We start from the raw sequence: 12,783 nt of genomic DNA, 5'->3' as shown, positions 1-12,783 counted from the left end.
CTATTCTCCCCCTTTACTCTTTAACCGCGCCCAACATAACTCCGGAAACAAAATAGCGCTGCAGCCAAGGGTATACGATGAGAATCGGAACTGTAGAGAATATAACAGTAGCGGCTTTTAGACTCTCAGGCACAACAGCCTGTACTTGACTTCCTTCCATTCTCATCATATCGTTGACCTGGCTGTTTTGAATCATTTGAAAGAGCTTCAATTGGAGCGGATAAAGCTCGGGTTTTGTAATATACATTAACGCATCTTGAAATCCGTTCCATCTTCCCACCGCGTAAAAAAGACTCAGTGTGGCCAGCGCCGGCATGGACAAGCGCAAGGTAATCCGCCACAGCATGCCGAAGTAGCTGCATCCGTCTATTTCCGCAGATTCTTCCAATGCCTTAGGGATGCTATTAAAGAAAGAAATGAGAATGATTAGATTAAATGCACTGACTAAACCGGGCAGCACCATAGACCATACGGTGTTCAGCAGATTCAAGCTGCGCATTAAAATATATTCCGGTATCATGCCTCCGCTAAAAAACATGGTAAAAATGATGATCACCATAAGGATTTGACGACCCTTAAGCTCTTTCTTCGATAATGGGTACGCGGCGGCAATGGTCATGATCATACACAATACCGTACTTAGCGCCGTCAAGAAGATCGTAAAGCCCAAGGAACGAATCATCGCCATATTCGTAAACACTTTCTTGTACGCTTCCAAGTTCGCTTCAAGCGGCCATAAGGAAACTTTACCGGATGTAATAGGTGTTGTTCCGCTCAAAGATACCGCAATAATATGGATAAAAGGAATAAGACAGAGCACTACGCTCACTGCTATACATGCAATAAAAACTGTATCATAAACCCGGTTTACTGCCCGTTCATTCATCGTACTGACTCCCTTCTACAGCTCACTTAAATAATGCCGTCACCAGTCAACTTTTTGGAAGCGAAGTTAGCTCCAATCAAGAAAATCAACCCTACGATGGCCTGGAATAATCCGACCACGGTCGCCAGTGTATACTGTCCGGATTCAAGTCCGACTCGATACACGAACGTACTTAAAACTTCCGAATAATCACGGACGATCAGATTTCCGATAATATACGGTCGGTCAAAGCCGATGGATACCATATGGCCTAGATTAAGAATCAGCAGCGTTGCCACGGTTGTTTTGATTCCCGGCAGCGTGATATGCCAGATGCGCTTCATCCTTCCCGCTCCGTCAACCTCGGCTGCTTCAAATAATTCCTTGTTGATTCCCGTTAGGGCTGCCAGATACAGGATCGTTCCCCACCCCGCGCTTTGCCATACCCCCGTTAATAAATAGGTGAGCAGCCAGTAATTTTTATCCGATAGAAACGGGATGGATGGATAGCCCATACCGGTGAGTATGTTGTTAATCATGCCGGAGTCATTGCCGAAAACTTGGTAAACGATGCCGCCGATAATGACCCAGGATATAAAATGGGGAATATATAAAATCGTTTGGGAAAGCTTCTTAAACCATACGACCTTTATTTCGAACAGGATAATAGCCAAAATAATCGGTGCCGGAAAAGATACCAGAAGATCAAGAAAATTCAGCATAAACGTATTTCGCAGCGCCTTAACAAAATCAGGATTTTTGAATACTTCCCGAAATGCCTCAAAACCTATCCAATCACTTCCGTTAATCCCTTTGAAAAAATTGAAATCCTTAAATGCAATTTGCACGCCATACATCGGTCCATATTTAAAGATGAAAAAGTAAACAATCGGCAATGCGACTAAGGCATACAGCTGCCAGTATCGTCGAAGGTATACGTTCATATTAGCTGCTTCCTCCCCTAACACCCAATCTATTAAAATCAAAGGAGCGCCTACTTCACGCTCCTTTGATTTGGTGCAACCGCGGGCTTAACCTCCGGTTACTTTGTTTGAATTTCCTTCCATGCAGCTTTACGTTCGTCAAGAACCGCTTGGCCCCCGCTGGACATATAGCCCTTCATCATCGAGTCGAATACGGCTTCGAATTCATTTGGCTTCGCCATCGTTGCTTTTACGATCAGTTCTTCCGCCTTCGTTAGCAAGGTTGTTCCGTATTTGCTTTCCGCATCAATCGGGCGAGGCGTGTTGACTTGTGCAACCCCATCCGTATTGGAGATTTCAAGCGCTTTTCTAGTGTCCGCTTGGTATCTTTCCGGGAAGTTCTTCACAAAAGCTTCATCGCTTTTCTTTTGAGTATCCAGAACCAATCCGTTTGCAAGGATACCAAGGTCGCCACCGCTAAACGTGTTATTTTTTGCTGCTGGAGCTGGGTTATCGATAATTACAGGAATTCCATTGCTGTCAAGATTATAGTTTTGGCCTTTAACACCTTTCAGAATCGTCAACAGGTTGTCGCCGGTTGACATCCAGTCCAAGTATTTAACGGCTTCGACAGCATTTTTGCTGGACTGTGGAATCATGATATACATCCCGTTTGGAGCAGAGATCGGCTTCGTATGTTTTCCATCTTTATTGGTGTAGGAATCAACAGGAGTCAGTACTGCTGTCGGAACGTTCTTTTTCAGGGAATCATAGGTTCCATCGTTATAGAAGATGTTAATGTTATCCTCGCTGAAAAAGCCTACTTTACCGTTCGCGATATCTTTAACCAACGTTTCCTTCTTTTTATCCAATGCGAAATCCTGGCTCATCAATCCTTCATTGTACAACTTGTTCATAAACTTGACAGCTTCCTTAAAGCCCGGCAGAAGAATTGGATAATCACGGGATGCCAGGGTTTGCGTTTGTTCGAAACGGGTTTGATCGCTGACATTATCGATAAAGGACCAGATGAGCGGCTCATACTGGGCTGGAGCAATGCTCATGCCAAGAGGAACCACTTTGCCGCCTGTTGCTCCAGGGTCCTTTTCTTTAAATGCCTTTAACACGTTATACAGCTCATCCGTCGTATTTGGAGCCTTCAGATTCAGTTTATCCAACCAGTCTTGGCGGATGAACGAAGCATACTTGCCTGTTGTCGCACGTTTGGCCGGAATCGCATATTGCTTCCCTTTGAACTGGCCGATCTTCATAATATCATCGCCAAGGAACTTGGAGAGATTCGGGCCGTATTGCTTCACCAAGTCCGTGACCTCTGTCAAACCGCCTTGGGAGGCATACTTGTTGAAAGTAGCTTTATCATAAGTAATCACGATATCGGGTACATCCGTGTTGCTGGCCATCAAGATGTTCAGCTTTGGTACTTCTTCACTTCGCGGAACCGGAACGAAATCCACGTTAATGTTGTTCGGCTTACCGAAATTATCCTTAATATAATTGGTAAGAAATGAATTCGTGATCGTTACACCTTCCGGTGGATTGCCACGATCCCAAAGCTCTACTTTCAGGTTGCCGGCTTTGGCTGGCGCACTGCTGCTTGCCGGAGCTGCGCTCTGGCCTGCCTGCTCTTTCTTATCAGAAGAACAAGCGGTCAATACGGTCATGCCTGCAAATAACATGGAAAGACTTAGTACGGCGAACTTCTTCGTTTTTCTTTTTTGCATGAATGCCTCACCTTACCCACTTTTTAAATTTGTTTTAGAGCTCCGAAGCCGATCCCGTTTGTGGAACTGCCTCTGGAACACATTATTGCGCTTTTATGCTGACTTCGACAATAAACTAGTTTCACATGATAAACTTCAACCGTTGGAAACTCAAAGAAGGCGTGAATAAACTTTTTTCCCGATAAACCAAAAAGCCATTCGCGGTCAAAAAAAAACTTATTCCGCTCAGAATGAACCATCACTCTGGGGAATAAGCACCTTTTTTTACTTTTTCTCTGTATTTTTCAGTTTACGGAAATCCCCAGGCGTTACACCAACAACCTTCTTGAAAACTCTGCCGAAAGTAATAGCGTTGGCATATCCCACGTTCATGGCGATATCCTGGATCGTGTCGTTGGTGTTTTCAAGTAACGACTCTGCCCTATTCATCCGGAGATGTACAAGAAAATCAACGAATTTCGTATTGAATTCTTCTTTGAATAAGTAGCTGGCATACTTTCCGGAAATTTGGAACTGGTCGCTCAGATGCTTCAATGACAGATCTGGGTTGGCATAATTATTCTCAATGTACTTTTTGATTTCCTCAATCAAGGCCCTGTAGCTCTTGGATTCGTTCACCGATACATAAGTCTGAAATAACTCCGTCAACCAATCCGATACACTCTTCTGAACTTCATGAAGACTGGAGGCCTGCACGACGGATGTCCACATCTCATCCCACTGCTGCCCCTTAAACCTGTTTGCTAAGGTGTCAGATAACTCTCCGACCTCCCGCTCCAGTATCTTCATCAAGGTTTCAAGCTGCAGGTGAATTTCTTCATTTCTTAAATTATCATTAACAAAAGACTGAAAAATGGCATCCAGTCTTAACCGCCAGCCATCTCCCGCCAATCGGAACTCCCGAACGAACTGAGACATGGACTGAAAATATTGATAGCTATGAAAGTGTGATTGTTCAGGCAGCTCCTCGCTCATGACTACGGCTTCTTGCCCAAGAGACAGCTTATGACGGAGGGCGGAGTCGGCAGCCTGATACGATAAGTAAATCTCTGCCGGTTCCGTCACGACAGATCCGATCCCCATCGTTAATGAAATGCGCAAATGTTCATTTATCCAACTATGACACTTTTCACCAACGGCTCTGAGTACAGTTTTGTCGGGAATATCCTCTTTCATACTAACTATCGTTCCCAGCTTATCACTGCTTATCCACTCGAACCAGCCGCTCATATGATAGTCATTGATGATTTCATTCAATACGTTCATCACTGCGTATTTCAGAATATTTTGATCAGAGAGGGAGAAATTCTGTTGAAATTGACCATAGCGGTTCAATTCGACGATAAACACCGTGAATCCTTTAGGCTTTGCATCGCCGGCGAAGGGCCTCATTCTCTCGATACGTTCGCTTAGGTCCTCCATACGTTCGCCTTCAATTAAACCGCGGAATAGCTGTCTGCGAAGGACATGTTCATTATTCCGGCGCTCCTTCTCATAATCAGTGGTCTGCTCAATCAGATTATCCAATGCATAACTGATCACTGTAAGGTCGTCCTTTAAAGTGAGCTTCGCGTCTGTAATTGGTAGTTGGAGAAATTGCAACCGGTTCATCATCTTCGTAATAGGCCGATAATTTCGCCTTGTCATATAAAAGATAAACACCATAGCACCAATAATGGTAATGATTCCAATTACAATCCATATATAAGAGATCAAGGATACCCAAGAAAATAATTGCCCAGCCTGAATACCGCTTTGAAATGTCCAGTTCAGGTGTTTCGAATGAATGGTAGTTAGCACTTTGTCCTTTTTCAGATAACCGCTACCCAAGAATTCAAACACCTGATTACCGCTTTCATCATATACGTCGAGATAAGAAACGTTCCCGCTTAGGAGGCCGTTGATCATTCTTTCTAGTCTGTACTTGCTAATATTAATAACCATCATCCCGTCCTGGCCAAATGGAATTGGCAAGGATCTGCTGAGGGAAAAAACGGGCACTTGACTTTGCGTATTCGCTTCCGGATACTTGCGGACCTTACTCCAGCCACGGCTTTCGGGCTCCTTCAGCCTTTGGCGAAGGAAGTTCGCGTCAGCGAAAGCGTTAAGCTCGACAAGTCCGCTCTGTGTAAGCACACTGTCTCCTTGCTTACGATAAATATAAATGGAATCAATTAAGCTGTAATTGTTTATTAAGGTATTCATGTTGTTTACTACATCATAATAACGTTCGTTCGACCTTGCATCAGTGGACGGATAAAGAAAATCGTTATAGGAGTTCTCCAGTTCCAGCTCTTGCAAAACCTTCATCTCCATTTCACTCATCGTGCGATCAACGGTGTCCACAATATAGCTTGTCGATATACGATTGGCTTTGGAAGTTTCACTTCTAGAGATATCATTAACAATAAGAAATGACATGAAAATGAGCACCGTTACCGTCAGAAGGAAGATCGGCATGTATATTAACAAAAATTTTCTCGAAAACGTATTCATTTAAGTCGTTCTCCTTCTGACTCCGTAATAGGTAATAACTAAAGTGATCGGATTATTGACAGATTAACGGTAGAACAACAAGTATGGAACGATGTCACGGTTTGTTAACATTCAACAATTAAACCTAACAACATCGTTTCCTCCGGTACGCTCTGAGAGAGCTCTCGAATTTATTTATAATACTATAAACTTAACGAGATTGAAATGTCACGTTTTGGCAAGTTCGTTTGTTTGATTGGGCATAATATTTACAAAATCCAGAGAGTGCGAATGCAAGAAGCAACTTATGGAGATCACCCCTAATACCCTGCTGGAGTTTGGGAAGGACATTTCGCAATTATTATGATGCTTTTACAGAAAAAATTGAAGCGAGGGTATTATTCCTCGTCACAAATGTTTTATACAATGCGAACACGAACACGTTCTGGGAACCGAACATCATGGCTTTAGCCATCTCGACCGGTTCACTCGGCACCGGAGAGCTGATCAAATACGCATGGCAGCAGCATGAGCCCAGTAGCGAACGCGGATAGTTTTAAACCGTTCTGCAGATACATCGGCAAAATAATCACACTTGATAAGATGATCATCATACACGAAAGCACAAGAAGCAGCCCCACGATAAACATAGGGTACTTCAAGACGCGCAAGTTCATCATCGACAACCCTGATTTTATACTTTCTGATATATTAAGAAAAAAAACCGTCAGGGCATCCTGACGGTCCTTTTGCGTGAAAACCCATACTTTTGTGCATGGGGAGAGATGGATGTGGGGTTCCAACCGCTGTTGAAGTCGTGTTCTTTGAATTTATTATGCGGTATAAACACGACTTCAAAGGCGGTCCACCGCAAAGCGCCTTTCCACCCTCACACCCATCCCTCTTCTGTTCTACTTTGAACTGCCTTCAACTTCTTTTTCCCCATTCGGGTTTCAATCCCAATCACAAGGGGAAGATGCGTGTTGCCGTGCAGATTGTCAAGCACATCCTTCCCCACCGCCAGAGGATTATTAAAATAAATCTCTGTCGAAAAGTTTGGCCAGTTCGAGTATGCTCGTATCGCCTGTAATCTTATATAAGCTGCAGAGGGAATCAGCGATCCCTCCAAACTCATTCACCGGATTTACCTTCGTACAGCGGAGAATCCCGTTTTCCTCGAATTCCAACGTATTGAGCGTAGTATTGGTTGAACGATAATAACGAAACCTCAATTCGCGGGCTTGGATTCTGCCTTAGCAAGTACATGAACCGCAGTCCCTGCCTCCGCCTCAAACGAATAGGTTGATGCGTCGAGTTGCGTTGGCTCATAAATCTCCCCTTCAATCCATAATTGGATGGGCAGATTGCAACGAATACGATACACCCCTTTATAATCTGGCTTCAGATCAGCATGCTGTAATTGACCGTCCTTCCATGCCATATCTACCGTTACCGCACCGCGGGCGCGAAGCCCCGTTACTTCACCATTGGACCATGCATTAGGGAGAGCTGGTAACAAATGAATGGCGTCAGCATGGCTTTGCAGCAGCATTTCCGCGATACCCGCAGTCCCGCCAAAATTGCCGTCTATCTGAAACGGCGGATGGTTATCGAGAAGGTTGGGCAATGTGGAGTGCGTCAAAAGGGCAGTTACATTTTCGTATGCTTCTTCCGCATCTCCCAGCCGAGCCCAAAAATTCACAATCCAGGCGCGACTCCAGCCTGTATGTCCGCCTCCGTTTGCAAGTCGTCTCTCAAGTGTCCGGCGAGCAGCAGCACTTAGGCTTGGTGTCTTCTCTGGAGTGATCTGTGTTCCCGGGTGTAAAGCGAACAAGTGTGAGATATGACGATGTCCTGGCTCCACTTCCTCATAATCTTCAATCCACTCCTGTATTTGTCCATGACGCCCAATCTGGGGCTGTGGCAGCTTATCCATTGTAAGTTTAAGCGTTGTCAAGAAGTCCATATCCGTCTCTAACTGTTCACCTGCCGCTAGACATGCGAGAAACAATTCGCGAGCAATCTGGCTATCCATGGATGGCCCATAGCAAAGCACGCCCGTTTCCCCATTCGGCAATCTATATGTGTTTTCAGGTGAGACAGAGGGGCAAGTGACAAGCACTCCACTAGGAAGTTCGACCATATAACCAACAAGAAAAGCAGCCGCTTCTTTCATCATCGGGTAAGCACGTTTCAGAAATGCCTCATTCCGCTCGAATTGATAATGTTCCCAAAGATGCAGACATAACCATGCAAGACCTAGGGGCCAATATGTCGAGGGTAGATAAAGATCCTGCGGTGCGGTATCCGCCCAAATATCAGTATTATGATGGGCAGCACTGCCACCGCAACCATACATGACTTGAGCGGTTCGGCGACCGTTTGGAATCATCCGTTCGATCAATTCAAAGAGAGGCTCATGGCATTCGGATAAATTGCAGATCTCAGCCGGCCAATAGTTCATTTGCGCATTAATGTTAATGGTAAATTTGCTGTCCCAGGCCGGTAACATATCCTTATTCCAAATCCCTTGCAAATTCGCAGGTAAAGATCCTGGTCTGCTTGAAGCAATAAGCAGATAACGGCCATACTGAAAATATAAAGCTAGAAGTTCGGGGTCTTCAGCTCCAGCTTTCATCCGTTCCAATCGTTTCGAGGTGTCTTGTTCCACAGCTTTGAATGCAGCATCAAGCCTTAACGACGTCCGCTGAAACAGTTTACAATAATCTTCAATGTGGGCTGTTAATAAGTCGATATACGTCCGTGAAGCAGCACGCTTGGCATTTGCAAACGATGCGGATTCAGGATCGGACTCTCGAAAATCCGTGGCGGCGGAAATGACCAATGTGACGGCATCGGCATTGGTCACGACCAAGTGCTCCCCAATCGTACGCATTTGGCCTCCCTCTGGTTTGCACATCAACACACCGCAATAGTTAACACCTCCGCCACTATTGCCGCTCATTATGATCGAATTACCTTCTTCTGTGCGGATATGGTCTACGTATCGGAACCTTTCCCTTCCCATCCTTGCCGTAAAGGAAATTTGGCCCGGCGTATCAGCCGTCAATCGAATCACAATCGCGCCGTCCGGATAGCTCGCAAAGATCTTGCGACGATAATGAACCTTACCCGCCTTAAAGGAAATACTGACCACTGCTTCTGATAAATCGAGCTCCCGTTCATAATTGATGACTTGGTTATCGTCTAATGTTTGGAAATGAAGAAACAGATCGCCGAGCGGCACATAATGACGCTGGGTTTCAGGGATCGCAGTTAAGGCAAGCGAAGCGAGGGACTCGGCTTCTTTGAGCTTCCCCTCAAAAATGAGGTGGCGAATTTCCGGAAGATGTACCAAAGCATCCGGGTTATGCCGATCCCTTGGACCTCCATACCATAAGGAATCTTCATTAAGCTGCAATCGTTCGGAGCATGGCCCTCCGAAAATCATAGCTCCCAGCCGTCCGTTGCCAATCGGAAATGCTTCGTCCCAATGCTTGGCTGGGGAGCGAAAAAATAGTCTTTCTTTGTACTCTAAACGTGCTTCACTCATGATGATTGCCCCTTCACTTTACAATCGTATTCTATTTTTAATCAGCAGGCTTGTATTCGAACCAATCAATTGCCGCAGGTACGTATGTTGCGGAGGCTTCGATTCGAAGCCGCACACATGCAGAGGTCCTAGCGATGGAGGAAGTTTCATCATGGATGGATCCCACTTGCTTGCGAAGAAATAATTCATTTCGGTCCTAACGTTTCCGCATGCCCAAGGCATAATGATGACGTTCATTCATAACAACCACGTAGGACGTTTGACGAAGAGTCTCCTGTTTTGTTGTATAAGTTACGGTTTGACGGCCCTCTCAACAGACGCGCCTTCCATCTGCTTGTGAAACTTTCTTGGTGTAAAGCCCGTAATCTGCTTGAATTGACGGCAGAAGTGCTCCACGTTGTTATACCCGCAGCGTAAAGCGACCTCCGCGATGGATAGAGAGCCGTGCAACAAATATTCCTTGGCTTGGCGGATGCGGCTTGTAATCACGTCATCCATACAAGAAATCCCGAAAGTCTTCTTGTAAATTGTCTGCAAATACCCAGGACTGATGCGGATAGAGTCGGCCATTCTCGGAACCGCCCAGTCCTGGCTAGGATTACTGTAAATGGCGGTCCGAAGCGATAACAAGTTGTAGTATTTGGGCGTAATTACTTCTTGAAAGTAAGATTCCAGCAGCTTGTTAAACAGGGTTCTCAGTAAGCAGTCAATGGATGATTCTTTATAATCTTTTTGAAAAGAGTGTTCGCTGACGAGGAGTTGGAATATTTTGTGGCAGTATTCAGGGTCATTCAATGAAAATGGCACTCCGAATGGAAGCGATGTTTCCGTTACATACGATTCGTTGGATTCGAAACGAATCCAGTCGTTCTTATATTGTTCCGCGCAGGCCCGGTAATAAATTTTTTGATGGGGATGGTATAAAACTCCACTGTGTGCTGGGTACTCCTTCAATTCTTCATTGACCCAGAACAGGGCAGGTGTATGGGTCACGACAAGCAGCCAACAGTTATGGCCCTCAGGGATATCGAACACAAAATTGCTTGCGTGCGCGGCATCATACTCAACATAGAAAATGTTGGTCATCATGATCCTCCAGTATCAAAAAAATGACAATACATCAATTATTTATTAGCATATATGACTGTTTGAAAACAGTCAACGAAGCAAAGGAACGACGGCTCGTTTGGCATTCTTGCCTAGATCGAAAACTAGATGTTCATCGAAATGGTAATGGCGCAGCTGGTTATGGTGATAGCACTCGATCAAAAAGAACAGGCGCGGTTTGCATATTCCCTGCGCTTTAAGTCGCCATCATGAATGATAACCTGTTTCCCTTTCAACTCTTGCATGGCTAAATCTCCTCCCTGCAGCCCACGCTCTGGTTGTCCGATGTCATCAAAATGAACACCATCATCGTGAGCGTCTGAAGCAGTGATAGTCATGGACGTCATCCGATTCCGGAATCTTCAAAGAGACCTTGGTTGAAAAACCAAGGTCTCTTGTAAGCTTGGTCGTAAACCTCGTTAACGCCAAAGGCGGTCTTTACCGTCACGAACATCTGCCGCTTGTTGAAATGAGAAGTTTGCCGTTTTTTTGAACCTCAATGCCACCCTCTTTGGAGATCAGGATATAGTTGCCGAATTCTAGTTTCATGGAACTTCCTCCCCTAGTCAATCTATCCTTCCGTATACGAATTCAACGGATTTTCTCTTGAAATATTGTCTCACGAGGAGCTGCATCATATCGCTGGGTTGTTCCCTGGAAAACTCGGCTTGATCCACGAATCGCATGCCGTACGGTGCCTTTGGCGTATAGGGCTCCCACCGTGGCAAGTCCTCTCCCGTAGAATCTTTGCCGTTCGGATCTCCACAACGAATGAAGTTCGCCCAGTAATTGCACATTTGGCGGGCAAGATCGTAATGTTTGCCGACGAACGGCCTCCAGCATTTGGCGAGGGTCTCGAAGAAGAACCAGAGATCCACCGAGTGGAACGTTCCAGGGTTATCCCAACCTGGGATTCCCGCATCGAAATTGTAATAGTAAAGCGGGAGATTGGCGCCGGTATCTGCATTGGCCTGCCCGGCAATCCGTATCGCGTATTCGATGCCACTTACCGAAGCTTTTTTCAAGACCTCATCGAAGTTGCCTGACGGAAATCCGCAAACTTCAAGAAATTCATTGGCATCGTCGCCGAATAAGTTGACGGCCAAGTTATTGATTTCGTCCAGCGAATCGGCCTCCGGAGCACTGAAAAACTCGGATGACGTATGGCCGAACATCACCGGTACCTGCAAGCGCTTGTTTTGAAGGAACAATTCGAACGCGCTGCCAACACTGAACTTATTGTCGACGACGGTGCCCCAGAACGCCTTGTACTTCAGCATCTTGTCTCGGAGAGAAACCGCATCCAGCTTCCGGGCTTCCGCAAGCGAGGAAATGCCGAGAAATTCGAAGAATTGAACGCCTTCCTGTTCGGCTTCCGTTATATCGCGCAGAAACCTGGGCGTGCGGACTCCTGGGTAGAGCTCCGTGAATACCCCGCTCTGCACGATCGCTCTCTGAAAGAGGCCGTTGTTCTGCGGTGAAGTAAGCTGGCTCATGACGCTTCCGCCGCCGGCAGATTGTCCGCCGATGGTGATGTTGTCCGGATCGCCGCCGAAAGCAGCGATATTGCATTTGACCCATCTTGTAGCAGCTTGTTGGTCGAGGTGGCCGAAGTTCGCGGGAGCTTCCGGCGATTCCGCCGTGATTTCAGGGTGGCATAGAAATCCGAACACGTTCAGACGATAGTTGATCGTAACCACGACGATGCCTCTTCGGGCGATGCGTTCCCCGTCAAACTCCATCTCGGCCGTATGACCGACCTGCAGGCCTCCTCCGAAATACCATAAGTACACCGGCAGCTTTTCATCGGCACGGTTAGCCGGGGTCCACACGTTAAGGTAGAGGCAGTCCTCGTCCATGGCGATGTCCGGTTCAACGGCCCATTCCCGGGTATAAATATTGTTGTCGTCGATTTCTTGTCTGGCCTGCATCGAGACAGGCGCGAATTCGTACGCGTTGAGCACGCCCTCCCAGTCTTTGACGGGCTGCGGAGCACGCCAGCGGTTCTCTCCTACGGGCGGAGCGGCAAACGGGATCCCTTTGAAACTTGTGATCCTGGGGTCGGCTGCCGGCAACCCTTGTACCAATCCGTTTTCAACGTTTACGACTCTAAGCATG

The 12,783-nt window shown here is 46.2% G+C and carries 10 protein-coding genes and 1 pseudogene; all 11 read right to left on the bottom strand.

Annotation, left to right across the window (positions count from 1 at the left end; all coding sequences use genetic code 11):
- Nucleotides 1-13: 13 nt before the first annotated feature.
- Nucleotides 14-886 carry a carbohydrate ABC transporter permease gene (locus QFZ81_RS07350; RefSeq protein WP_307446050.1) on the bottom strand — a complete coding sequence of 291 codons (873 nt, stop codon included), beginning with the start codon at nucleotides 884-886 and terminating at the stop codon, nucleotides 14-16.
- A 26-nt stretch (nucleotides 887-912) separates the two neighbouring features.
- Nucleotides 913-1,809, bottom strand: a complete 897-nt coding sequence (locus QFZ81_RS07345) for an ABC transporter permease (RefSeq protein WP_307446052.1) — start codon at nucleotides 1,807-1,809, stop codon at nucleotides 913-915.
- A gap of 98 nt (nucleotides 1,810-1,907) precedes the next feature.
- Nucleotides 1,908-3,530: an extracellular solute-binding protein gene (locus QFZ81_RS07340; RefSeq protein WP_307446056.1), complete on the bottom strand. Its 1,623-nt coding sequence runs from the start codon at nucleotides 3,528-3,530 to the stop codon at nucleotides 1,908-1,910.
- A 264-nt stretch (nucleotides 3,531-3,794) separates the two neighbouring features.
- The gene (locus QFZ81_RS07335) at nucleotides 3,795-6,026 is read right to left on the bottom strand and encodes a helix-turn-helix domain-containing protein (RefSeq protein WP_307602112.1); all 2,232 of its coding nucleotides are present in this window, start codon (nucleotides 6,024-6,026) and stop codon (nucleotides 3,795-3,797) included.
- 497 nt (nucleotides 6,027-6,523) lie between these two features.
- Nucleotides 6,524-6,685 (bottom strand): annotated as a pseudogene (locus QFZ81_RS07330) (MFS transporter); the annotation flags it as partial.
- A 209-nt stretch (nucleotides 6,686-6,894) separates the two neighbouring features.
- Nucleotides 6,895-7,140, bottom strand: coding sequence for a hypothetical protein (locus tag QFZ81_RS07325; RefSeq protein WP_307602110.1), 246 nt, complete (start codon nucleotides 7,138-7,140; stop codon nucleotides 6,895-6,897).
- Nucleotides 7,141-7,233: 93 nt separating this feature from the next.
- Nucleotides 7,234-9,558: a glycoside hydrolase family 95 protein gene (locus QFZ81_RS07320; RefSeq protein ID WP_307602108.1), complete on the bottom strand. Its 2,325-nt coding sequence runs from the start codon at nucleotides 9,556-9,558 to the stop codon at nucleotides 7,234-7,236.
- 18 nt (nucleotides 9,559-9,576) lie between these two features.
- The gene (locus QFZ81_RS07315) at nucleotides 9,577-9,795 is read right to left on the bottom strand and encodes a hypothetical protein (RefSeq protein ID WP_307602106.1); all 219 of its coding nucleotides are present in this window, start codon (nucleotides 9,793-9,795) and stop codon (nucleotides 9,577-9,579) included.
- 54 nt (nucleotides 9,796-9,849) lie between these two features.
- Entirely contained in the window at nucleotides 9,850-10,647 is a 798-nt protein-coding gene (locus QFZ81_RS07310; protein WP_307602104.1) for a helix-turn-helix transcriptional regulator, read from the bottom strand.
- Between the two features lie 176 nt (nucleotides 10,648-10,823).
- The gene (locus QFZ81_RS07305) at nucleotides 10,824-11,003 is read right to left on the bottom strand and encodes a hypothetical protein (protein ID WP_307602102.1); all 180 of its coding nucleotides are present in this window, start codon (nucleotides 11,001-11,003) and stop codon (nucleotides 10,824-10,826) included.
- A gap of 228 nt (nucleotides 11,004-11,231) precedes the next feature.
- A complete protein-coding gene (locus QFZ81_RS07300; protein WP_307602100.1) occupies nucleotides 11,232-12,782 on the bottom strand; it encodes a carboxylesterase/lipase family protein in 1,551 nt (516 codons plus the stop codon).
- Between the last annotated feature and the right edge of the window lies 1 nt (nucleotide 12,783).

It is taken from the genome of Paenibacillus sp. V4I9 (genome assembly GCF_030817295.1).
Lineage (GTDB): Bacteria > Bacillota > Bacilli > Paenibacillales > NBRC-103111 > Paenibacillus_E.
Note: the sequence above shows the minus strand (reverse complement) of the source record. Positions and strands in the feature narration are given on the sequence as shown.